Source organism: Hymenobacter sp. BT188 (assembly GCF_014333585.1).
GTDB lineage: Bacteria > Bacteroidota > Bacteroidia > Cytophagales > Hymenobacteraceae > Hymenobacter.
On sequence record NZ_JACSCW010000006.1, the window covers coordinates 268,749 to 292,244 of the forward strand.

At 55.6% G+C, this 23,496-nt stretch carries 15 protein-coding genes; 2 read left to right on the forward strand and 13 right to left on the reverse strand.

Features of this window, described 5'->3' with window-relative positions; genetic code table 11:
• Positions 1 to 109 precede the first annotated feature (109 nt).
• A complete protein-coding gene (locus tag H8B13_RS17990) occupies positions 110 to 1,726 on the reverse strand; it encodes a DUF4394 domain-containing protein (RefSeq protein WP_187312204.1) in 1,617 nt (538 codons plus the stop codon).
• Between the two features lie 206 nt (positions 1,727 to 1,932).
• Between H8B13_RS17990 and H8B13_RS17995 the strand changes: the two genes are divergently transcribed.
• Both H8B13_RS17995 and H8B13_RS18000 read left to right on the forward strand, forming a co-directional pair.
• Positions 1,933 to 4,683, forward strand: coding sequence for a 4-alpha-glucanotransferase (locus H8B13_RS17995; RefSeq protein WP_187312205.1), 2,751 nt, complete (start codon positions 1,933 to 1,935; stop codon positions 4,681 to 4,683).
• A 118-nt stretch (positions 4,684 to 4,801) separates the two neighbouring features.
• Entirely contained in the window at positions 4,802 to 5,767 is a 966-nt protein-coding gene (locus H8B13_RS18000; RefSeq protein ID WP_187312206.1) for an NAD(P)/FAD-dependent oxidoreductase, read from the forward strand.
• 9 nt (positions 5,768 to 5,776) lie between these two features.
• Here H8B13_RS18000 and H8B13_RS18005 read toward each other — a convergent pair whose 3' ends face one another.
• The 12 genes from H8B13_RS18005 to H8B13_RS18060 all read right to left on the reverse strand — a co-directional run bounded on the left by H8B13_RS18005 (position 5,777) and on the right by H8B13_RS18060 (position 23,467).
• The gene (locus H8B13_RS18005; protein ID WP_187312207.1) at positions 5,777 to 7,156 is read right to left on the reverse strand and encodes an ATP-binding protein; all 1,380 of its coding nucleotides are present in this window, start codon (positions 7,154 to 7,156) and stop codon (positions 5,777 to 5,779) included.
• Positions 7,157 to 7,279: 123 nt separating this feature from the next.
• The gene (locus H8B13_RS18010; RefSeq protein ID WP_187312208.1) at positions 7,280 to 7,582 is read right to left on the reverse strand and encodes a hypothetical protein; all 303 of its coding nucleotides are present in this window, start codon (positions 7,580 to 7,582) and stop codon (positions 7,280 to 7,282) included.
• 428 nt (positions 7,583 to 8,010) lie between these two features.
• Positions 8,011 to 8,181: a hypothetical protein gene (locus H8B13_RS18015; protein WP_187312209.1), complete on the reverse strand. Its 171-nt coding sequence runs from the start codon at positions 8,179 to 8,181 to the stop codon at positions 8,011 to 8,013.
• Positions 8,182 to 8,459: 278 nt separating this feature from the next.
• Complete coding sequence (locus H8B13_RS18020) at positions 8,460 to 11,429, reverse strand: glycosyl hydrolase 115 family protein (protein WP_261990438.1); 2,970 nt, start codon at positions 11,427 to 11,429, stop codon at positions 8,460 to 8,462.
• A gap of 102 nt (positions 11,430 to 11,531) precedes the next feature.
• Positions 11,532 to 12,656, reverse strand: coding sequence for an endo-1,4-beta-xylanase (locus tag H8B13_RS18025; RefSeq protein ID WP_187312210.1), 1,125 nt, complete (start codon positions 12,654 to 12,656; stop codon positions 11,532 to 11,534).
• 54 nt (positions 12,657 to 12,710) lie between these two features.
• Positions 12,711 to 14,339 (reverse strand): alpha-N-arabinofuranosidase, encoded by a 1,629-nt coding sequence (locus tag H8B13_RS18030; RefSeq protein WP_187312211.1) that lies wholly within the window; start codon positions 14,337 to 14,339, stop codon positions 12,711 to 12,713.
• Positions 14,340 to 14,493: 154 nt separating this feature from the next.
• Positions 14,494 to 16,545 carry a transketolase gene (gene tkt, locus H8B13_RS18035; protein ID WP_187312212.1) on the reverse strand — a complete coding sequence of 684 codons (2,052 nt, stop codon included), beginning with the start codon at positions 16,543 to 16,545 and terminating at the stop codon, positions 14,494 to 14,496.
• 82 nt (positions 16,546 to 16,627) lie between these two features.
• A complete protein-coding gene (gene xylA, locus H8B13_RS18040) occupies positions 16,628 to 17,959 on the reverse strand; it encodes a xylose isomerase (RefSeq protein ID WP_187312213.1) in 1,332 nt (443 codons plus the stop codon).
• On the reverse strand, positions 17,937 to 19,463 hold the full coding sequence (locus tag H8B13_RS18045) for a xylulokinase (protein WP_187312214.1): 1,527 nt from the start codon (positions 19,461 to 19,463) through the stop codon (positions 17,937 to 17,939). The genes xylA and H8B13_RS18045 overlap by 23 nt, the downstream gene beginning before the upstream one ends.
• 402 nt (positions 19,464 to 19,865) lie before the next feature.
• Positions 19,866 to 21,872 carry a sialate O-acetylesterase gene (locus H8B13_RS18050; protein ID WP_187312215.1) on the reverse strand — a complete coding sequence of 669 codons (2,007 nt, stop codon included), beginning with the start codon at positions 21,870 to 21,872 and terminating at the stop codon, positions 19,866 to 19,868.
• A 66-nt stretch (positions 21,873 to 21,938) separates the two neighbouring features.
• Positions 21,939 to 22,901 carry a glycoside hydrolase family 43 protein gene (locus H8B13_RS18055; protein WP_187312216.1) on the reverse strand — a complete coding sequence of 321 codons (963 nt, stop codon included), beginning with the start codon at positions 22,899 to 22,901 and terminating at the stop codon, positions 21,939 to 21,941.
• 71 nt (positions 22,902 to 22,972) lie between these two features.
• Positions 22,973 to 23,467, reverse strand: a complete 495-nt coding sequence (locus tag H8B13_RS18060) for a hypothetical protein (RefSeq protein WP_187312217.1) — start codon at positions 23,465 to 23,467, stop codon at positions 22,973 to 22,975.
• Between the last annotated feature and the right edge of the window lie 29 nt (positions 23,468 to 23,496).

Here is a 23,496-nt window from a genome sequence, read left to right on the forward strand (position 1 = left end):
TAGAAAATTTTAATTTCTTTATCTGGCTTCGATGCTAGTACACGACAGCTCTATTTATATCAGTCGGGACTGTCGTTTATTCTCCTACTAGGATGAGAAGCTATTGAATCTAAAACCCTAGGCCAACGGTAAAGCCACTCGTACCGATACCCCCGGAACTCCTACCAAATACTCCCTTGCTGGTAGCCTTACCAGTCACTAGATCTATAGTGTATAACTCCGTGCTACCGGTAGTATTCAAAACAGCATAGCCCGTGTTGGTAGTGCCACCAATATCGAAGTTGCTGCCGGGACCGGCATTGAGATCCAGATTACCAACCTCTATCAACGTTCCTGCATTGGGCGCGTTTTGTAGAAACAGCTTTGCGGACAAAAAAGGCGCCCTGGAGCTGAAATCCCTAGTATCGATTACGTACAGATTGGTCGTAGTGGCGCCTGCGAAGTTATTACTATAAGCTGCGGCTTCCACTACTGGCGTGCCCGGATTCAGGTCACCATCTTGGATAGCTGTGCCGTCTACTGGGTTGACCCGTAGGTTCATGCCAGAGCGGCTTACAATTCGAATGCGGTCTACTACGGGGTTGAAGTCAAACCCATAGGTACCTCTGAACACCAATGGAATAGATAAGCTGGCCACCCGGGTAGCCTCGGCAGTAGCAGCATTGATTGTGTACAGGCGGGCATTATCCATCTGAGGACCACCCTGCGGACGCTGCACAGTTAGGGCGTATAGCTGCCCATTCAGTGGTCGAAAATCCAAGCCTGCCAGTTCTTCACTCGGCGTCAGTCCCATGATGGGCTTGGAAATGGAAGTGGAAGGATTTGTTGGATTGACAATTAATAAGTCATTGTTGATAGTAATAGCATAGGCCACCGGTGATGTAGGGATGGCAATGCTCGAATAATCCAGGCTTATATCATACTGTGCCAGAGATTTGGCGGCACCCGTAGCAAGATCAACGGCAAATAAGGTAGGATTGCCACTCACGGCGTACAGCCCCAAAGCTGTGCCTGACTTCCCATCAATATCGAAGCCACCGTTCCCGATGATACTTAAATTCAGCCCTCCTATCGGCGCTACGGTGCCTTCATTAGGTTTGCTGATCAGATAGAGCTGCCGGCTTGCCGAGTTGATGGCATATAATTCTGTCGTTGTGGCTCCCGCCACGTTATTGGTATAGGCTACCGCCGTAATACTAGCACCCGTAACACCATTAATGCTGCCATCTGTGCTGGCTACGGTGCCCGTTTCGGGATTCAGACGCAGGTTTTGGCCCGTAGAAGTGACGAGACGAATGCGGTCCACCGTGGGGTTGAAGTCAAAGCCCACCAAATCCCCCCCTAGGGTAGGTGTGAAGGCGCCAGTGCCAATGGCGTGGGCGGCACCCGTATTTTGGTTAATCACGTAGAGGCGGCTAGCATTACTCACCCCGTAGAGCTGCCCGGTAGCGGGCCTAAAGTCAATGGCCAATAGAGTTTCGCCGCTGGCTAAGCCCGTAATAGCCACTGAGCTTGTGCGCGTGGCGGGGGCCTTGGTCGAGTATGCATCCAACCGGCTGCCACCCGACAAAGCGTAAAAAGGAATATCTAGCCCCAAGCTCGGAAACGTTGGGACACTAGGGGTGGGCCGTGGAAAGTATTTCTCCAGAACGTCTTCGCAGCTACTCAACGAAGACAAGAGCAAGACGGCCATGCCCCACTTGGCGAGGGTAGAAATCTTCATCATTTTGAGTGACTTTTTATTATTAAATTAAGAAATAATAGAATTTATTTTATCATATACTCTATGTAGCTATATAGATTCAGATTATCAAATTTTTGTAAGAAGCGCCAACTTATCCGAACCTTGTCCGCCTGATTAGGTAGCTACTACTTAGCACAGCTATAAAGCGTAGTAAAACTTATCTTTCGCCCCCATCTGATTTCTTACGAATGATTATCCGCTTCTCTCTCCCCTATTTCACCGAGCCTGGCCAGCGCATTGCGGTCTGCGGCTCCGAGCCCAGCCTGGGCCAGTGGAACCTCGACCACGCGCTTTTTTTGCATTACGCGGCCCGCACGGGCCTTTGGACTCAGGAAATAAGCATCCCCACTGACCACCCTCATCCCATTGAATACAAGTACGTGCTGCTCGACGAGCGCGACGGCAGCAAGCAGTGGGAGTGGGGTCACAATCGGGTGGTGGCTGATTCTGGGGGGCTTTTTACTCGCCTCATGCTGGAAGATTATTGGCGCGCTCCCGCCGAGCCCGACAATGAGCTGCACACGGCTGCCTTCACCAAAGCCCTGTTTCGTCGGGGGTCGCACGTAGCCCCTGCACAGGCCCGCGCCATAGCATCCGCAACTGAAATCGGGTCTGCGGGAGCCATCCGATTTCAGCTGGTAGCGCCACGGGTAGCGCCTCACCACCAAGTTTGTATTCTGGGCTCTGATGAAGCTTTAGGCGCCTGGGATGCTAGTCGGGCCGTTGTTCTGGACGACCAAGATTATCCTACCTGGACAGCGCAGGTAGCCTTGGAGCAGCCTAGCCAGAACACCCAGTACAAGTACGCCATCCGCGACTCGCAAACTGGCCAGATCATTCATCTGGAAACCGGCGACGACCGAGTAATTTTGCCCCCCACGCCTGCCAATACCTTGCGGGTGCGGGCGGATGAGGGGTTTCGCTACCCAGCTGGCAACTGGCGCGGAGCCGGAGTTGCGCTGCCGGTTTTCTCCCTGCGCACGAAGCAGGGATTAGGTGTGGGCGAATTTTCGGACCTGAAGATGCTGGCCGACTGGTCGGCGGAAGCGGGCCTGAAACTGATGCAGATTCTGCCCATTAACGATACCACGGCCACCCACACCTGGGTCGATTCTTACCCGTACGCGGCAATTTCAGTGTTTGCCCTGCATCCACTGTACCTGCATCTGGATGGTATTGCGGAGCTGGCTAAGCCCGCCGACCGCAAGGAGCTGGCCCGCCTGCGCGAGGAGTTGAACGCCCGCGACTTTGTGGACTATGAGCCCGTGATGGAGGCCAAATGGAAGTTTATCAAACTTCTATATCAACAGGAGAAGGCTGCTTTTCTCGCTGATCCCGCTTTTAAAGCGTTTTGGGTGGAGCAAAATGAATGGCTGGTGCCCTACGCTGCCTTTTCGGCCCTGCGCGACCGGTTTGGCACGGCTGACTTCCAGCAGTGGCCCGAAGAGTTTCGGACGCCCCAAAATCTCGACCAGCTTACGGCCCCCGACCAGCCCAATTTCGACGAGTTTGGCCTGCACTTCTTCACCCAGTTTCACCTCGATAAGCAGCTGCGTGAAGCCGTAGAATACGCCCGTGAGCGCGGTGTGGTGCTCAAGGGTGATTTGCCTATCGGCATTTATCGCCACTCCGTGGATGCCTGGACCCAGCCCGAGCTCTACCATATGGATCGCCAAGCCGGCGCTCCGCCAGACGACTTCTCGGTGACGGGCCAAAACTGGCGCTTCCCCACCTACAATTGGGAGCGCATGGCCGAGGACAACTACCAGTGGTGGCGCAACCGCCTGAGCCATCTGGCCCGCTACTTCGATGTGCTGCGCATCGACCATATTCTAGGCTTCTTCCGCATCTGGGAAATTCCAGGGCATTCGGTGGAAGGCCTTCTGGGGCACTTCGCGCCCGCTTTGCCGATGCATCGGCACGAGATTGAGCAGCGCTTGGGCTGGTTTGACTATGGGCGTTTGTGCGAGCCGTATATCCGCTGGCACATGCTTCAGCACATCTTCCACGCGCAGGCGCAGGCCGTCTTTGATGAGTTTATGGAGGATGCCGGCTACGGCGCTATTCGCCTCAAAGACTACGTGCGCACCCAGCGGCAGATGGAGGCGTTATTTGACCAGCGAATTGCCGCAGACCCCAACAATGCCGAGCACCTACGCTGGCTGCGCACGGGCCTGTACAAGCTGGTGAACGAAGTACTGTTTGTGCCCGCCGACGAGCCCGACTTCTACCACCCGCGCATCACGGTGTATCTGAGCACGTCGTTTAAGGAGCTGGACGATCATAATCGCCATCTTATTAATGAGATCTACAACGATTTCTTCTTCCGTCGCCACGAGGATTTCTGGCGGCGACAGGGCTTGGTAAAATTGCCCCCCGTGCGCTACGCCACCGATATGCTTATCTGCGGTGAAGACTTAGGTATGGTGCCGGCTTCCGTGCCGGGCGTCATGCGCGAGCTGGGCATGCTGGGCCTCAACATCCAGCGCATGCCCTCCGACCCCAAGGTTGAATTTGGCAACCCTGCGCATGCACCTTACTTGTCCGTTGTCAGCCCTGGCTCGCACGATATGAGCACTTTGCGCGGCTGGTGGGAAGAAGACCGCGACATTACCCAGCGTTTTTTTGAAGACTTGCTCGGCCATCGGGGCGAATTTGCCCCCCAGTACTGCGAGCCCTGGATAGCGCGTGAAATAAACGTGCAGCACCTGCATTCGCCCGCCATGTGGGCTATTTTCCCGCTCCAGGATTTGCTGGCTATGAATGCTGACCTGCGCCGCGAAAACCCGCACGATGAGCAGATTAACGTGCCCTCTAATCCGCAGCATTTCTGGAAGTATCGCCTGCACCTGAATCTAGAAGACTTGGCCTCACAAGCGAGCTTTACTCAAACGCTGCATAACCTGACTGATGAGAGCGGGCGCAGCCAAGTATATTAGGTTTAGCTACTTGCATCTACTTTAGCTAATTGCTTTTAAATATTTTCTACTTAAAAAAAGCCCCCCGGCCTAACCGCTGGGGGGCTTTTTTGGTATAGGGGTTTCTACTGTGTTTCTTATGCCTACAGCTCCTCCTCTTCCCAAAGCTGCCCGCCGTCTTCGACCTGCCACCGACTACGATGTTATTATCATAGGGGCCGGAAGCGCCGGGCTGAGCGCGGCGCTGGTATTGGGCCGCTGCCTACGCCGCGTACTCGTGTGCGATGGCGGCGCTCCGCGCAATGACCCCTCCCCCGCCGTATGGGGCTTCTTCACCCGCGATGGTGTGCAACCCAGTGAGCTGCTGCGCTTGGGCTTGGAACAGCTGACGGCCTACCCGAGTGTGGAAGTTTGCCCCTTGCGCGCAACCGAGGTTAGCGTGAGCGACGAATGCTTTACCATCGTGGCCGATACGGAAGCCAGCCGCACCCGCAGCATAACGGCGCGCAAAGTATTGCTGGCCACGGGCGTAGAGGATGAATTGCCCCCCCTAGAAGGCATGCGCGAGTTCTGGGGACGCGGCGTGCTGCATTGCCCCTACTGCCACGGCTGGGAGGTGCGCGACCGGGCGTTAGCGGTATACGGCCGGGGAAAAGGAGTTACGGGCCTGGCGTTGCTTGTCAGCCGGTGGTCGAAGGATGTGGTAGTATGCACCGATGGCCCCGGCGGCCTGACAGATAAGGCCCGTCAGCGCCTGCACAAGCAAGGTATTAAGGTGCATGAAGAGCCTATTGAACGCCTGGAAGGCTCCGAGAAAGACGGTCTGCAACACGTACTGTTCAAGAATGGCGACAAGTTGGTGCGCGAGGCGCTGTTCGTGCATCCGCACCAGCACCAACGCACTAATCTGGCTGAGCAACTAGGCTGTCGTCTCAATAGCAAAGGCGCCGTTTGGACGGATAAAAAGCAGCAAACCTCAGTGCCCGGCCTCTATGCCGCCGGCGACACTACGGCCGGCATGCAGCAGGCCATTCTGGCTGCCGCCGAGGGCTCCCTTGCTGCCATTATGATAAATGAAAAGCTTACCAAGGAAGAGTGCGTATAACACTCTATTTCAGCCAGGTATGCGAATGGTAAACTCCGTGTATTCGCCTTCCTGGCTTTCCACCGTAAGCGACCCATTGTGGCCTTTAGTCACGATATCGTAGCTCAACGACAGGCCTAAGCCGGTGCCTTCGCCGGTGGGTTTGGTGGTGAAAAAGGGTTGAAAAATCTTATCCTTTACAGTGGCTGGCATGCCCATGCCATTGTCGCGCACGCGCACTTCTACGTCGCCGGCCTCGGTGCGGCGGGTGCTCACACTCACCGTGGGCACGTAGCCATCAGATACGCACTCCTTCTTTTTCTGAACCGCGTAAAATGCATTGGTAAAGAGGTTGAGAAACACCCGCCCTATATCCTGCGAAATAGCATTTACCTGCCCCAGCTCCGGATACAGGTTCGTGTATAGGGTGGCATTGAAGGTTTTGTCCTTGGCCCTTAAGCCGTGGTAAGCCAAGCGCAGGTATTCGTCGGCCAGCGTGTTTATATCGGTTGGCTGTAGCTCGCCCGTGCTGGCGCGGCTGTGCTCCAGCATTCCCTTCACAATGGACGCCGCTCGTTGGCCGTGGTGGGTAATTTTTTGCAGATTCTGCTTCAAATCAACCAGCAGCTCGGTTTCCAGATCGGCATTGCGGGTAGGCTTGCGCTTTTCCTCCTCCAGCTCCGTAATCAGTTCGGCGCTTACATCCGAAAAGTTGGTCACGAAGTTCAGCGGGTTTTGAATTTCATGGGCAATACCGGCGGTCAGCTCGCCCAAACTGGCCATTTTTTCGGCCTGAATGAGTTGGGTCTGCATGGTTTTAAGCTCAGTTAATGCCTGGCTCAATTCCTCCGTCTGCTTGGTAAGCGTAGCGGTACGCTCGGCTACGAGTCGCTCCAACTCAGCGTTTTGGGTTGCTATGCGCTGCTTTTCCTGTTCCTCCTCCTCTCGCAATAGGCGCTCTTTCTCAAGGTGCTTTTTCTGATTGCGGGCAATCAGCAGAAATGTAATCATCCATATGACCGTGAAGCCCTGCGAAGCGTCGAAAGCGTCTTCATAGTTCTCGCCCAGCTTCCAGCCCGATACTACCAGCACCAGTTCGATAGCGGAGTACACGGTGTAAGGCACTACGGCCAGCAACACAGTGCGGGCCGGTCGGTAATCCCGTAAAGCCAGTGCGACCAGTATTACAACCATAAAGGCGAAGAGCATATACACTTCGTCCAGCTGGTCGTTGCGAAAGTTGAACAGGAGGTCAATAATACCTAGTCCCACCCCCGGCACCCAGATCCACCCAAGCAGCTTATCCCAATGAGGCAGGCGATTGGGCAGGTCAAAAAACCGGCGCAAGATTCGCACTACCAGCAGTTGGGCCAGCAGAATGCTAATTATTATTTGACCATCAAATTTCATAGGGGAAGCCGGTGCTGAAACAGCGAAGTAAACTGGCAGGAATGCTTGGTATCGATTGATATACTACTGCTTCCATTTCTTGCATTCCAGTATGGAAAAAGGGCAGCTTAGGGAGAAATAATACTAATCATCTTTTGCTAACTTTTTGGTAAGCCAATTCTTAGGCAGCGGAACTGCAAAAATAACTGTTGGATTGCTAGTGCGAGGACGGCGGCGAGTGGTGAGCTTTTTCAGCTTGTCATCCTCTTTCGACAAGAGGATGCTGGCATAATCCCCAATTAATCCCACGGAGGTGGGCAATGTAATGCGTACGGAAAGCTGCTGCGAGGTCTCAACGGGTTTTGCGCCAGCGGGATTTTGCGCTTGGCTGCTCATGATGGAAAGCGGACAGGCAAGACATAAAACAAATAACTTAACACCAGACATTGAGGAAGAGCAACGCTATACTACTGATTATGAATAGAATTTATTCGAAACTCACTATAGAATTATGAACAAATCTACTGTGTTTGCTTTCTGAAGCAATAGCTCAGCAAACGCAACCAAACAACCCTCTGATTGTAAGACGGTAACCAATAGTATATAACGGATCTGCTTCCTTGCTATGCAGCCTTGCGACTACCTGTAGCTATTGCGGTTTTGCACCGAAGCGAAAAGCAACCGACTGCTTTTTTATCGTCCAGTTGTCTGGGGGACTTTTTATTAACTTTTTTCATCTCAGACGGCTTGATCTACTCAAGTCAGCTCTAATTCAGGCCGTGCTGCTGCAGAGGGACAGCGTGTCATTTTGTATAAGCCAGCTAGCGACGGCACCACTGCTCATACGTGCCCAAAACGCAGATAACCTGGCCACTTTACAGGTAAATGCGCGTCTTGGGATGGCGGTTTTTCCAATCGATGGGGCCGGCTTCATCGGGCTCCATTTCCTGCACATACTGCCAGAGGAAAGAGCGCGGCATTTCGTGTTCCTGGCCCAGCATAGCCTGCCAGAGCCGCGTAGCTTGAACAATAGGGGAAGATGACATACGATGTGAGTGGGCAATCTAAGTTGCATCCACCGACATTTTCTCAATAATTGCGCCTGTTTTGAAGCTGGAAAAGCAAGTCAGACTGCGGCCGTAAAATTTCTCTAAATCGGTATAATTTAAGTTGTTAAAGCAATTACCCACTACTCTAAGCCACCTTAGCTGATCAGTAATTCAACCGATTTACTCATTGAGTTTTTAAAGCACATTAGAAGTGCTAGGGCGCAAAAAAAGCCCCCCAAAGGAGAGGCTTTTAAGCATAGGCAGGCTCCAACGAATTAGCGCCTACCCACGCTGCCTTTCGATGCCTCTGCGGCTTTTGGCGCGGGCGTGGCGCCCGAAAAGCTTTCAGGTGGCCCGAGGTAGCTGGGCTTCACACCGCCCCAGTCTACCACCAGCTTTTGCAGTACTACACCGGGGTCAACGAGCCAGAACTTCAGTACATGCTCACCGGGCTTGGCCAGCGTGTGGGTGGAAGTTTTAATGATGATATTATTTGCCACCGCTTGCTCCCAAGGTCGGTTGCCGTTATCTGGGTTCAGGCCCGTGTGCAGGTTAACGAGCTGTGGCGCTTCGTCATCAAACGACACGGCGTAGCGCAGGCCAGTGGTGTTGGTAAAGTCGAGTGTGGGGGCCAAATATGCCTGCACGGTTACTGGTCCACTGCCCGTCAGCTGCACTTTATATTCGAGATGCGGACTGTTGCCGGCGGGCGTCTGGCTCGGAATAGCTCTGGGGAAAACCGTTACGCCCGAAAGGGTGCGGCCCAGGTCCGGAACAGTCTGCCACTTCACGTTGCTGCCGTACACGGCCTGGCTGTAGTGTTCAGCTTCTATCGACACAAAGCCATCTGTTTCCACAAAGCCTTTCGCCAGATTGGATTTGCCCCCCACCGCGTTTTCCACTACCGCTTGCACTACTACATTCTTATTGTTCGGTCCGCTGATGGTGATGGGCACGCGCGTGGTGCCAGCAGGCGCTTTGCCCCAATCGACGCTGACCAGCAAGCGCTGCTCCTTGTCTAGTTTAGCTGGTTTGGTAACGCGCAGCCACGGCGAACCGGTTTGAACGGTGTATTCAAAAGGTGCAGTACCGCGGTTGAACACATCAATGTAGCGAGTGGGCTGCTGGTAGGAGTTGAAAGTCGGCAGCACGGCCTCGCCTGATTGTTGGGGCCAAGCGGCTTCGGCACCTTCGATGGCTACGCTCATGTCGGCGGTGGCAGCAGGAGTCAGCTGCTTTACTTCGGGCATTTTATCGGCGGGGGGCTGCTGCCAGTAGGTGTAGCCAATGTGGGTCTGGTCCATCATGTGGTTCCATTTGCCCTTGGCCATCGTCTGGTTGTAGTAGCGGGAAATCTCGGCGTCGCGCTCAAACAGCTGCTTGGCTTTGGTGGCCAAATCGTTGGTGCTGGCGCGGCCCTGTTGGGCGTAGAGATGGTTCTGAGCGATGGTGTAGTACATCTCGTTCAGGTTGGCGCCGGCTTTTACAGGGTGCAGCACCAACTGAAAATACGCGTCACGGTGCTCGGGGGGCATTTTTTCGTTTAACTGCTCCGCATCCACCAGAAGCTTATTGTAGTCGGCTACCACGGTTTCAAACTCGCGGTAGTTGGTCAGGCTGTACGTTTTCTCGTTCAGCAATTCCGGCTTGCGGCGGGAGTTGTACTTAGCATACTTAGCCAGAATATCAGCAATAGCAGCGGCGTGTTTGTTCCCAAACTGTTGGGCGGCCCACTGCCGGGTGTAATCGTCGATTTGGTTGGCGCCTATCTTATCAGGGTTCCAGGCATAGTCGAGGAAGAAGCTGATGGGAAACTCCATGGGCTTCAGGTCGCCCACGTTCACAATCCAGATCTGGTTGGCGCCGTACTCATGAGCCAGATGCATCTGCTCCCAGATGCGCGGAATTGGATTGGTATTGAGCCACTTATAGTTACGCGGGCCGCCTACATAGTCATAGTGGTAGTATATGCCGTAGCCGCCTTTGCGGGGCTTGTCGCCTAGCTTGGGCAGCTTGCGCAGGTTGCCCCAGTTGTCATCGCATAGCAGCAGGGTCACGTCGTCGGGCACGCGCATGCCTTTGTCGTAGTAGTCCTGCACCTCTTTGTAGAGGGCCCACATTTGAGGCGTTTGCTCGGCGGGCTTGCCGGTTTCCTCGGCAATAATTTTGCGCTGATCGGCTACTATTTTTTCCAGCAAGGTGATGTTGCTGCCCTCGCTCATGGGCTCGTCGCCGTCGCCACGCATGCCCACGGTTATGATGCTTTCTTTGGTACCCATGTTCCTGATACCCTGCCGCCAGAAGTCCTGCAAAGTTTTTTCGTTGGTCTGGTAGTTCCAGGGGCCGCTGCCGAAGCGCTTCCATTCTTGCTGTGAGCGGACCATAGGCTCGTGGTGCGAAGTGCCCATTACGATGCCGTACTCGTCGGCCAGCACGGGGCTCTGCTTGTCATCGTCGTTGAAGGCATTGCCCCACATAGCGGGCCACAGGTAATTGCCCTTCAGGCGCAGAATCAACTCGAATACATGGACGTACATTTTAGAGTTGATACCGCCGAATTTTTCCTTAGCCCAACCGCTCAAGGCTGGCGCCTCGTCATTAAGGAAAATACCCCGGTATTTCACCTTCGGCTCGCCCTGGGTGTGTCGGCCGGGTGCCACGTACAGCGCCTGCTGCTGGGGCGTGGGCACATCAGCCCACCAGTACCACGGCGACACGCCAATCTGGGCCGATAAGTCATAGATGCCGAATATGGTGCCGCGCTTGTCGCTGCCGGCAATGACCAAGGCACGCTCTACGCCGGGCATGGGTTTTTCCACCACTTGCAGCACGAAGGTTTCCCACTTGCCCGCCACGCCTGATACGTCGAGCTTCTTAGTTTTTACCAACCCATCAATTAGGGGGCTTTTTCCTAGGGTACCGATGAGTACAACCTCTTTGCCGGCCGGTGCTTTATCGGTGGTGAAGGTGGGGGTAAGCTTGGTGACGCGGTTGATATCGGCCTGCAAATCTTTGGCGGCGCGCAGTACGCCCGGCCAGTCGGAATTGCTGGCGTAAAGTGGCGCCGTTTTGCCCCCCGCCGCTAGGGTAAAGCCACCTTTTCCTTTTTGTGTCGAAACGTAGACTTCGGCGCCCGGCACAGTTGGGCCAGCCAGCGTTGGCAGCGCAGCCAGCAACACCAACAGCATGGGTAGCTGCCATTTGCGGCGCAGATACAAGTACAGTTGGATGGGTTTGAGTAACATAGCTTTGGGTGGAAAGAGGCTGAGCGAAAAGCTAAGGTTAAGGCTAGCTCCCCCCCTCATCTGAGGAGGGGAGCTAGTTTTCTAGTTTTCGCGAAACGCGTTCTACATTTTATTCTTCGTCGTTTGCAGTACAGCCTGTAAGGCGGGCTTGGGCTGGTAGCTGCGGTCGAAGAGCAGCGGGTAGCTGGTGCGGCCTTTAATGGGCCAGTCATTGAGCCACGAATCGTTGTCGGTTACGCCCCACAGGGTGATGCGGTCAATAACGTTGCGGTGCTTGCGGAAGAGGGCAAACAGGTCGGCGTAGCGCTTGGTAAGCTGCTGCTGCACCGAGTCGGGCAGGCCGGTGGTGTACACGTTGTACTTGGCGTCGGTGGCAAACGTCTCGGCGATGTCCGCGCCCTGGCGCCGGCTGGGGTTGGGCAGCACATCAATGTCCAGCTCCGTGAAGTTGACCTTTACCCCTAGCTTCGAGAAAGCGACGATGCTCTCTTCTATCTGCTCAATGCTGGGCTTTGTCAGGCCATAGTGGCCCTGCATACCAATAGCCGCAACCTTGATGCCTTTGGCTTGCAGGCTCTTAACCAGCTTAATCGTGCCAGCCCGCTTTTCGGGGCGGTAGAGACTGTAATCGTTGTAGTACAGCTCCGCTTTAGGATCGGCTTTGTGGGCGTACTCAAAGGCCTTGACGGCGAAATCTTCGCCGAGAATTTCCAGCCATTTGGTTTTGCGCAGGTCGCCCTGCTGGTCATCGATGGCCTCGTTGACTACATCCCAGCCCCCGATTTTACCTTTATAGCGGCCCACTACGGTATTGATGTGATCTTCCAGGCGCTTCAGTAGCACTTCCCGGCTCACGGGGTTGCCGGCGGCGTCTTCAAATACCCACTTGGGCGTCTGCTGGTGCCACATCAGCGTGTGCCCAACGATGAACATTTTGTTGTCCTGCCCGAACTTTACGTAATCGTCGGCGGGCTTGAAGTTGTAGGTGTCTGGCTGCGGGTGCACGGGGCCCCACTTGAGCAGGTTTTCGGGGCTGATGGTGTTGAACTGCTGCTTTATCAGGGCAGTGGCCTTGCTATCCTGACCACTAATCTGCCGACCATTGAGGGCCGCGCCCACGTAAAAATCCTGCTTGAACGCGTCCTTCAGAGTTGGTTCCGACTTCTGAATAAAGCCCATTGAAACACTGGCCAGAACGGCGTACGTAAGGGTTTTGTTGATTTTCATAGAATGAGGATCAGCGGGAAATAGATACAGGATGTGGCAGCGGCTGGGAAGTGGTTACTTCAACTCCAGCACCACCACCGACTGGGGCGGCAGCTCCACGGCTAGGTTGCCGCCGCGCTTTTTAGCCCCGGAAAAGCCCCCCAGCTTCACTTTGTTGGGATTATCGAAACTGTTGTAGTCGCTCACGCTGGCCGAAGTCAGAATGCGGCCCGATACCGTTTTCCAGGTCACGCCGGGCAACGCGGTTTCCAGCTTTAAGGTCTTCTTGGTATCCAGATTGACCAGCGAAATGTGCACCGCGCCCTTGGCATCTTTCGAAGCGGAGGCGTTCAGCGCCGGCACTTTGTCGTTGCCCATCACATAGTCGGGGCTGGTAAATTGCAGGGGCAAATATTGCGCATCTTGGTGCACCTGATACAAGTCAAACACGTGGTAGGTGGGCGTGAGCAGCATCTTTTCCTTGTCCGTGAGAACGAGGGCCTGTAGCACGTTTACGGCTTGGGCCAAATTTGTCCCCCGCACCCGGTCACAGTGATTGTTAAAGATGTTGAGCGTGGTGCCCGCTACCAGCGCGTCGCGCAGGGAGTTTTGCTGAAACAGAAAGCCCGGGTTGGTGCCTGGTTCTACGTCGGTCCACACGCCCCACTCATCCACCAGCAAGGCTACCTTTTTGTCCTTGTCGTACTTGTCCATGATGGCGGCGTGCTTGGTCACGACGGCTTCCATTTTCAGGCAGTTCTTCATCGTGTTGAAGTACTCCTGCTCGTTGAAGCCGGTGGCCTTGCCCTTGCTGCCGGTCCAGCTGCCGGTGGGCAGCGTGTACTGGTGCAGGGTGAGTCCCCACATCTGGTTGAGCGGAATGTTTTTCATGCACGTCTCCGTCCAGTGGGCGTCGTCGCCGTTGGCGCCACTCACGATTTTCTTGAGCGGCGGGGAGGCGGGGTAGCTGTGGGCGAAGGTGGCGTAGCGCTTATACACATCGGTGTAGTACTCGGCCGTCATGTTGCCGCCGCAGCCCCAGCTTTCATTGCCGATGCCCCACCACGTCACGCCGTAGGGTTCGGGGTGGCCGTTTTTGCGGCGCTCCAGCACCAATGGCGTGTCGTCGTTGGAGTTGAGGTATTCCATCCAGCCCGCCATTTCCTGCACCGTGCCGCTGCCTACGTTGGCCGCTAAGTACGGCTCGGTGCCGAGCAGCTTACAAAGCTCCAGAAACTCGTGGGTACCGAAGCTGTTGTCCTCCAGGTTGTTGCCCCACCACATGTTTAGCATCTTCGGACGCTGAGCCGTGGGGCCCACGCCGTCGCGCCAGTGGTAGGTGTCGGCAAAGCAGCCGCCGGGCCAGCGGAGGTTGGGCACTTTGATTTTGCGTAGCGCCTCCACAATGTCCATGCGGATGCGGCCTTGTTTGGGCACGTTCAGCTTCTCATCAACCCAGAAACCATCGTAAATACAGCGGCCCAAGTGCTCCGCAAAATGCCCGTAGATGTGCTTGCTGATTTGCAGCTTCGGGTCGCCGGGCTGCACCGTTACCTGCACCGTTTGGGCCATTGCGCTGAGCGTTAAGCCAAGTCCGAGCCCGGCAAGGAGCCCGGCCCTCCTCCCCCACTTGCGCAGGGAAAAACGTGGCGTGTTTGTCTCAGAAAAGCCCCCCAGCGGTTGGTTTAGATGCAGTTTGGTCATTGAGTTAGAATAGCTAAATAACAAGCCGGCCGTCATGCAGAGCGGAGCGAAGCATCTCGCATGCTGATGTCAGATTAGTAATCTAACGGCGTGAGCGAGATGCTTCGCTCCGCTCTGCATGACGGCCGGCTTGTTAACTAATCGCTTTTAAGATTTACGAAAGAACTTCCTTGGGCTCCGTTTCAGCGGGCTTGTCTTCCAGCAGCGCCTTGGCTTTCTCCACCACATTGTCCACCGTGAAGCCAAACATGGCCATCACTTCCTCACCGGGACCCGACTCACCGAAGCGGTTCATGCTGATAACAGTGCCTTCGTCGGTCGCGTACTTGTGCCAGCCAATGGGCGAACCAGCTTCGATGGTAACGCGCTTGCGCACAGAGGGCGGCAGCACTTGCTGCTGGTAGGCTTTATCCTGCTGCTCAAACAATTCCCAGCTCGGCATACTCACGACCCGCGCCGCAATGCCTTGCTTTTGCAGCTCCTGCTGGGCCTGCATGGCTAGCGACACTTCCGAGCCGGTAGCAACCAGTATTAGCTGGGGCTTGCCACCTTCGGCTTCGCTCAGAATGTAAGCGCCTTTGGCCACGCCTTCGCGCGCTGAGCCATACTTCTCTTGGTCCAGGGTGGGCAGTTTCTGACGCGACAAAATTAGCACCACGGGCGACGCTGGCTTGGTCATGGCAACGCGCCACGACTCTACGGTTTCGTTCGCATCAGCGGGGCGCAGCACGATAATATTGGGAATGGTACGCAGCGCGGCCACTTGCTCTACCGGCTGGTGCGTGGGTCCATCTTCGCCTAAGCCGATACTGTCGTGAGTGAAGACAAACGTAACGGCCGATTCGGCAAGGGCAGTGAGGCGAATTGCCCCCCGCATGTAGTCTGAGAAGGTAAGGAATGTGCCGCCGTACACGCGCACGCCGCCGTGGCGCGACATGCCGTTGAGGGCACCGCCCATGGCGTGCTCGCGCACGCCAAACCAGATGTTGCTTTTCTCATAGCTGCCCGGCTGGAAGCTCAGGTCTCCTGCGGGGGGCATTTCGTTGGAGCTGGCCAAGTCGGCGGAGCCCCCGAAGAGGAAAGGAATGGTTTTTTTCAACGCGCCCAGCGCTTTTCCCGACGCTTGGCGGGTAGCCAGAGCACCATCGGCGGGCGAGAAAACGGGCAGTTCCGCGTCCCAACCAGCGGGCAAATCGCTGGCGAAGGAAGTTAGGAACAGCTCGCTTTCCTGCTTGAACTGCTGCTGGTAGGCCTCAAACTTTTGTTGCCATTCCTGCTGCAGCTGATCGCCGCGCTGGCCGGGTTCAGCCAAGTGTTGGCGCACCTCATCAGGCACGACAAACGACTCGTCTGGATTCCAGCCAAAATATTCCTTGACCTTACGCAGGTTTTCCTCGCCCAGTGGGCTACCGTGCACTTTGCTGGTGCCTTTCTGCGGACTGCCGTAGCCAATAATCGTCTTAATCGAAATCAGTGAAGGCCGTTCGGTTTCGGCTTGGGCCGCGCGGATAGCTTGCTCAATGCCGCCCAGATCGTTGCCGTCCATCACGCGCTGGGTGTGCCAGCCATAGGCCTCAAAACGCATCAATGGGTCCTCGGTGTAAGACAGGCTGGTAGGCCCGTCGAGGCTAATGTCGTTGTCGTCGTAGAGGTAGATGAGCTTGCCCAGCTTCAGGTGACCAGCAAGCGAAGCAGCTTCGGCCGCAATGCCTTCCATCAAATCACCATCGCTCACAATAGCGTAGGTATAGTGATTTACTACCTCGTGGCCTTCCTTATTGTACATGGCGGCCAAATGCGCCTCTGCCATTGCCATGCCCACGCCATTAGCGAAGCCCTGACCCAACGGACCCGTGGTCACTTCCACGCCCGCCGTAATGTTAGACTCCGGGTGGCCCGGCGTTTTCGAGTGCAGCTGGCGGAAGTTCTTGAGTTCCTCGAGCGGCAAATCGTAGCCGTACAGATGCAGCAGGCTATACAGCAGCGCCGAGCCGTGGCCCGCCGACAGCACAAACCGGTCGCGGTCAGGCCAAGCAGGATCCTGCGGATTAAAACGCAAAAACCGCGACCACAGCACGTATGCCATAGGCGCGGCTCCCAGCGGTAAGCCCGGATGACCGGAATTAGCCTTCTGCACCATATCCACCGATAAGAGGCGGATGGTGCTTACACTTTGCTCTTCTACTGCTATCTGCTGCTCAATCATACTGCGCTACATTAAATAAAACGTCCCCGGCCGACCACAAAAATTCCCACCCAAGCAGCCAGCCGGTTCGGTTTTAGTCAGTTTAAATGTATTGGTTGATAATGGCTTCCAGCCACTCCTGCTTACCGCTCTTCATCACTGGCTCACCCGATTTATGGGCGATGGTGCGCAGGTCTTCTAGGGTTAGTTGGCCTTTCTCGAAAGCCGCACCGTCGCCGCTATCAAATGAGGCGTAGCGCTCCGTGCGGAACTTCTTGTATGGCGACTTTTCCAGAATGTTGTTGGCCACCACCAGGGCGCGGGCAAACGTATCCATACCGCTGATGTGAGCCACGAAAATATCCTCCAGATCGGTGGAGTTGCGGCGCGTTTTAGCGTCGAAGTTGATGCCTCCGGGGCTGATGCCGCCGTGCTCCAGAATAATGAGCATGCACTCGGTCAGCTCATTAATATTGTTGGGGAACTGGTCAGTGTCCCAGCCGTTCTGGTAGTCGCCACGGTTGGCGTCCATGCTGCCGAGCATGTTATTATCGGCGGCTATTTGCAACTCGTGCTGGAAGGTGTGGCCGGCCAGCGTGGCGTGGTTGGTTTCCAGGTTCAGCATGAAGTCGTTCTCCAAGCCGTACTCTTTCAGGAAACCGATAACGGTGGCCGCGTCAAAGTCATACTGGTGTTTGGTAGGCTCAGCGGGCTTAGGCTCGATGAAAAACTTGCCGGTGAAGCCTTGCTTGCGTGCGTAGTCGCGGGCCGTACTGAGGAAGCGACCCATGTGGTCGAGCTCCCGCTTCATGTTGGTGTTGAGCAGGGTCATGTAGCCCTCTCGGCCACCCCAGAAGGTGTAACCCTCACCGCCCAGCGCGATGGTCGCGTCGATGGAGTTTTTTACCTGCGTAGCAGCGTGGGCTACTACCTGAAAATCAGGGTTGGTGCTAGCCCCGTTCATGTAGCGCGGGTGTGAAAACACGTTGGCCGTGCCCCAAAGCAGCTTTATGCCGCTGGCCGCTTGGTGCTCTTTGGCGTAATCGACAATGGCTTGCAGGTTGCGCTCATACTCAGCCAGTGAATCGCCTTCGTCTACTAGGTCGATATCGTGGAAGCAATAATAAGGCGTGCCGAGCTTGGTAAAAAACTCGAAGGCCGCATCCATTTTATCCTTGGCGCGGCCAATGATTTCGTGGTGCGAGTCCCAGGCAAAGGTCTTAGTGCCAGGTCCGAATGGGTCGCCGCCCGTACCGGTGAAGGTGTGCCAGTACGATACAGCGAAGCGCAGGTGCTCCTTCATCGTTTTGCCCCCCACGACGCGGTTCTCGTCGTACCATTTGAAGGATAGCGGGTTGTCCGACTCGCGTCCCTCGAAGCGAATGGTGTCAATGCCTTTGAAAAATTCAGTTTTAGAAAGAGTGTTGGACGACATCTGTCTGGGTGGTTTTGGTTGAAAGAATCTGTTGAGTAAGCACCTGATGCCAGCGGGCATAGGCCGATTGATATTGCCTTTGCAGTTCCGGAGTAGGCTCCAGCGTCAGGATGCGCTCCAGGCCACTGAAAGCCTCGGCCGCACTGGTGTACACTCCTACCCCAATGCCGGCCCCACGGGCGGCGCCTTGCGCAGCGTCCGTGTTGTAGAGCTCCAGCGTTACGTTACCGGTGTTTACGAAGGCTTCGCGGAACACCGGGCTCAGAAACATATTGGCGTTGCCGGCGCGCACCTTCTGGACTTGTACGCCCATACTGCGCATAATGTCCATGCCGTAGTTCAATGCAAACACAATTCCTTCCTGAGCCGCGCGCAATACGTGGGCCTGTGAATGAATATTGAAGCTTAAGCCACGCAGCTCAGCATCGGTGGGGCGGTTTTCGAGAATACGCTCCGCGCCATTGCCAAAGGGCAAAAACATGAGCCCTTCTGATCCGATGGGCGCTTGCGCGGCCAGCTGGTTCATCTGGTCGTAGGGCATTTCGCCGACTACTTTGCGCAGCCAGCTGTTCAGAATGCCGGTGCCATTCATGCACATCAGCACACCGTTGCGCGGCTGCTCGGGCGTGCTGTTTACGTGGGCGAAAGCATTGACCCGCGAATATGGATCAGACGCTGGCTGGTCGGTGATGCCGTAGACTACGCCAGACGTGCCAGCCGTAGCAGCTATTTCACCGGGCTGCAACACATTGAGCGAGAAGGCATTATTGGGCTGATCGCCGGCGCGGTAGCTAATGGGCGTACCCGCGTGCAGTCCCAGTTCTAGGGCTGCTTCAGCAGTAAGCTGGCCCTGGGGGGCAAATGTGTCGACTACCTCCGGCAGTAGATCACGGCTGATGCCGTAGTAGTCGAGTAAATCCTGAGCGATGCTCTGCTCGCGGAAATTCCAGAAAACGCCTTCCGACAAGCCCGATACCGTCGTCTGCATCTGGCCCGTGAGCTGATAGGCGATGTAGTCGCCGGGCAGCTGAATTTTATAGATTTGCTCGTAGATGGCGGGCTCGTTTTCCTTTACCCACTTGAGCTTGGAAGCAGTGAAGTTGCCAGGCGAGTTGAGGAAATTCTGGAGGCAATACTCTTCGCCTAGCTCCGCAAACGCTTGGTTACCAAAGTCTACGGCGCGGCTGTCGCACCAGATAATGGCAGGGCGCAATACTTTGCCGTCTTTATCAAGCAGCACGAGGCCGTGCATTTGATAGGTAATTCCGATAGCGGCCACCAGCGACGCATCAAAGCCATACTCGCTTTTCAGCTCACGTGTGGCGTTCATCACTTCCTGCCACCACCGCTCCGGCCGTTGCTCTGCCCAGCCTACCGCTTCCGCGGTAATTTCCATTTCCTTCTTTGGCGACGTGACGCTGGCTACGCACTTGCCAGTATCGACACTTAGTAAGGCGACTTTAATAGAGGAACTACCAATATCGTAGCCGAGCAGGTATTTCATGGCTGGGTGGGATTAAAAAGAAAGGCAATCTGGCGCGGGGCAATCAAATCCTATACGCGGTAAAATTCAATTTACAAGCACTTCAACAACTATCTATCTTATTCAGCTGGTAGATAGTAACCGTCAGCTTTTTCGCGATTCGGTCTCCGAATATACACTACGGGCTTCGATAACCTTCTTCATAAATATGGTCAAGAAAGCTTAAATTCTAAATAAAAATACCGCAACCGTTTTCGGAAACGGTTGCGATAGCAAACAGAGCAACAATTTTATTTCGTAAAATATCTTTAAATAGTCAAACGCAACGTTTCTAGGCAGTTGATCCTTCAGATTGTTCGGCTTATAGAATAATACCATTTGTCAATAATTCATCCATACTACAGTTGAGCTACTTAGAATCAATTAAGGGGAGGCGGGCGTGACGGTGGCCTGGAAAGGTGAAGCTGGCAATCCCTCCTTATTATATAGGTTGGCACCCTCCGGATTATCGGCCCAGGCATAGCGCACAAATGCGGGCACCGGCACCTCGTCGTGCCACACCACGACCGTGTTACCCTCAATTTTTGCTTGTGCCCACACGAACTTTTTGTCGGGGCCAGCTATGGCAAACTGCGTGAGTGGTCCGCCGCCTTTGGCCACCAGACCGCCTCCTATACTGGAGAACTGGAGCACGGCCTTGCCATCTTTCACCTGCATCGATTGGTACAACGGCCCCGACGCTACCAGCTTTTTCTCACCGTAGGCCACCTGGCGGGCGGCCAGAGCCAGGCGCTTGCCTACGGTTTGCTTATCCAGCGGGTGAATATCGTTCCACTCGCCCACATCGATGGCTACGGCCATAGCGGTATTTGGCAACTGCAAGGTCTGACGCTGGGCGTCGCGCACGCCGGCCCAGCCGCTTTCGCCGGGCTGAGGCCGAGTGGCCATAAAGTTGGCAAGTTGCACGTACAGAAACGGCAGCGTGGGCTGCTGCCACTGCTTGCGCCAGTCGGTAATTATGGCCGAGAAAAGCTGCTGATACTCCTGCGCCTTGCCCGTGTTGGACTCGCCCTGAAACCATATAACGCCTTTGATAGCGTAGGGCAACAGCGGCCCCACCATGCCGTTAAAAAGCCCCCCAGGCTGATTCTGAAAGGAAGTACTGCCAGGCGCGGGCGGCAGCGAGGCGCCCAACTTGTACTGCCAAGGTCCGCGCAGATCCAGAATTTGCTCCCCGACGCTAAGCTGATACTGCTTGTCGGGGGTGAAGCCGCCGCGCCCACCGGTGCTGATGAGGCGCACCACAATCACGTTCTTGCCCGGCTTCAACACGCCGGGGCCAAAGTCGTACTTGCGGGGCGGGTACTGGTAGCCGGTAGTGCCCACCAGCTGCCCGTTGATGTAGGTAGAATCAGCATCGACGAGAGTACCTAGCTCGAGGCGGGCGGGCTTGCCAACCATGCTGGCCGGTACTTCCACTTCCTTCCGAAACCACAGCACGCCGTTTACTTGGCCCAATGGCGTTTGGTCGGCCCAGAAGCCGGGTACGCCCATAGTAGCCCAGCCCGTGGCGTCGTAGTTGGGCGCCGACCATTTGGTTTGGCCGGGCGCCTGGCCCTGATCGGCCTTATAGAGGCGCTGCTGCCAGGCGCGGCCGGCAGCTTGGTCGCGCTGCTGAATGCTGGCTACCAGCGCGCTGTCTTTGTACTTCTCCCCCTGCTGCTGATAAGCCGGAAACTGCTTGAGGGCCTCGGCGCTTAACCAGGCTTCCGCCGGGGAGCCTCCTATTGCATTTTTGATTAAGCCAATGGGCACCTGATACTTAGCATAGAGGTCTTTAGCAAAGAAGTAGGCCACGCCCGAAAACTGCCCGATGCTCTGCGGACTCACGCCTACCCAGTTGCCGCTCGCGATGTCATCTTTGGGACCTTTGAAGGAATAGCTTGTGGGCATCGTGAACTGCCGGATGCGGGGATTGTTGGCCGTGGCTACTTCCTCCGGAAACCGGTCGCGCAGGCGGCTCATGGGCGTTTCCATGTTCGATTGGCCCGAGCACACCCACACGTCGCCCACCAGAATGTCTTTTAGCTCAATGCGGTTACTGGCCGCAATGTTCATCGTGTAAGGCCCGCCGGCGGGCTGCGCCGGCAAACTCACCGTCCATTTGCCATCGGGGCCGGTGGTGGCAGCGTAGATTTTGTTCTTAAAACGGAGCTTTACCTTCTCCCCTTTTGCCCCCCAGCCCCACACCGTCAGTTTGGCGTCGCGCTGGAGCACCATGCCGTTGCTGACCAGCCGCGGCAGGCGCACCTCCGCGCTAACCTTAGGTGAGTTGATCAGACAGCTACCGAGTAAGGTCAATACCACGCCTTGCCGGCCCAGAGTCGGGCGCCAGCGTAGCAAGCATTCAGTAAAAGAAGAGCGTATCATGTGATTGAGGAGAATAGGGATAAAGATTAGATAGCCGGCTAATGCATGGCTAAATGATGGCTTTGGCTACTTCACTGGCGCGACGCCTTTGGTCGTTTGCACTATCGGTTTAATGGTGCCGTCTGGGTTGTAGTTGAGGTAATCAACGCAGATGGAGCGGCGGTAGCTGCCGCCGGTGGGCAGAGCACCGTTGTGGTAGAAAAAGTAGCTTTTGCCCTTGTAATCGATGATGCCGGGGTGGGTAGTGAAGCTATTGGGCACGTTTTCTTGGATAATGCCCCGGTATGTCCACGGTCCGGCGGCGCTAGGAGCCGTGCAATACTCAATCATTTCGGGCTTGGTACCCTCGCTGGCGTACACGAGGTAGTACAGCTTTTTGCGCTTGTACACCCAGAGCCCTTCAATGTAGTTTTTGGGCATGAACGTGTTGATAGGGCCCGCCAGTTCTGTCATGTTATTCTTGAGCTTCACCCACTTGCAGCTGCCATTGCCCCAGTACATATAAATCTGCTTATCGTCGTCCACAAAAACGGTGGGGTCGATGTCATCCCAGGCGTGGGGTTTGTCCTTGGTCATTTCATTCACGATAAGTGCTTTGCCGATGGCATCCCGGAACGGCCCCGTCGGCCGGTCCGACACGGCCACGCCGACAGCCGCGCCGCCCTGGCTGTTGTCGTTCTTCTTGTGAAACGTGGACACAAACCAGTAGAACTTGCCGTTGTGGTACACGCACTGCGCCGCATACGCGTCGCCGGTGGCCCAGGCGAAGGTGCGGGGCGAGAGGCGCTTGCCGTAGTCTTTCCAGTGCACCATGTCGGTGGTAGAATAGACGCGCCAGTCGGGCATTTTGTAGTTGGTTTCGCTCACTGAGGCCGTATCGTGGCTGGTGTAGAGAAACAGCGTATCGCGGTACACTAGCGGGGCGGGGTCAGCCGTGAACACGTCCCGGATGATGGGGTTTTGCGCCCGCAGGTTGGTACTGGCCGTCAGAGCCAGAAATAAAAGCAGAAGCACTTTTTGCAGGTGCATAATTCGTGGTAAAAGCATTTGCCTAATTGTTACGAAAGAGAAAAAGCCCCTCGCCGGGCAGTTCATAGTAGCTACTGCACGCGGAAACTTTCCGGCAGCCCGAGGTACCTCGGCTTCAGTCCGCCGGTATCAATCACCAGCTTCTGCAACACGATGCCGGGCGTGATGACCCAGAACCGGAGCGTGTGCACGCCCGCGCGGGCGATGGTGTGGGTCGATTCCGTGATGCAGATGTTGTCCATCATGGCCTTTTCGGCATTGTCGTTGACCCAGGACTCGCCGGGCCGGCGCTGGCTGATATTCAGCAGCTGGGGCTTTTCATCGTCGAAGGCCACGGCGTATACCAGGGCGCCAGCGTTGTTGACATCGTGCTGCAAATCGGTGGCCGCCCGAAGGACGCCTTTATGGTCTTCAGGGCTCACCAGGAGCGGCAGCGTTTTGCCATCGGCGGCCAGCACCAGCCCCGCAGCTTTATTGTCGAATGAGAGGTAGGATTGCGCTTGGGCGACCCCACTTCCTAGCAATAGGAGGAAGGCACATAGCAAAAGGTTTTTTGGACGTAGCATATTCAGCGTGAGCAAGATAATTCCGGCTG

Coding starts and splice junctions, on each gene's coding strand:
- H8B13_RS18005 (WP_187312207.1), bottom strand. CDS start 7,156: ATGAAATTTGATGGTCAAATAATAATTAGCATTCTGCTGGCCCAACTG.
- H8B13_RS18000 (WP_187312206.1), top strand. CDS start 4,802: ATGCCTACAGCTCCTCCTCTTCCCAAAGCTGCCCGCCGTCTTCGACCT.
- H8B13_RS18025 (WP_187312210.1), bottom strand. CDS start 12,656: ATGAAAATCAACAAAACCCTTACGTACGCCGTTCTGGCCAGTGTTTCA.
- H8B13_RS18020 (WP_261990438.1), bottom strand. CDS start 11,429: ATGTTACTCAAACCCATCCAACTGTACTTGTATCTGCGCCGCAAATGG.
- H8B13_RS18045 (WP_187312214.1), bottom strand. CDS start 19,463: ATGAAATACCTGCTCGGCTACGATATTGGTAGTTCCTCTATTAAAGTC.
- H8B13_RS17995 (WP_187312205.1), top strand. CDS start 1,933: ATGATTATCCGCTTCTCTCTCCCCTATTTCACCGAGCCTGGCCAGCGC.
- H8B13_RS18050 (WP_187312215.1), bottom strand. CDS start 21,872: ATGATACGCTCTTCTTTTACTGAATGCTTGCTACGCTGGCGCCCGACT.
- xylA (WP_187312213.1), bottom strand. CDS start 17,959: ATGTCGTCCAACACTCTTTCTAAAACTGAATTTTTCAAAGGCATTGAC.
- H8B13_RS18030 (WP_187312211.1), bottom strand. CDS start 14,339: ATGACCAAACTGCATCTAAACCAACCGCTGGGGGGCTTTTCTGAGACA.
- H8B13_RS18060 (WP_187312217.1), bottom strand. CDS start 23,467: ATGCTACGTCCAAAAAACCTTTTGCTATGTGCCTTCCTCCTATTGCTA.
- H8B13_RS17990 (WP_187312204.1), bottom strand. CDS start 1,726: ATGATGAAGATTTCTACCCTCGCCAAGTGGGGCATGGCCGTCTTGCTC.
- tkt (WP_187312212.1), bottom strand. CDS start 16,545: ATGATTGAGCAGCAGATAGCAGTAGAAGAGCAAAGTGTAAGCACCATC.
- H8B13_RS18055 (WP_187312216.1), bottom strand. CDS start 22,901: ATGCACCTGCAAAAAGTGCTTCTGCTTTTATTTCTGGCTCTGACGGCC.
- H8B13_RS18010 (WP_187312208.1), bottom strand. CDS start 7,582: ATGTCTGGTGTTAAGTTATTTGTTTTATGTCTTGCCTGTCCGCTTTCC.
- H8B13_RS18015 (WP_187312209.1), bottom strand. CDS start 8,181: ATGTCATCTTCCCCTATTGTTCAAGCTACGCGGCTCTGGCAGGCTATG.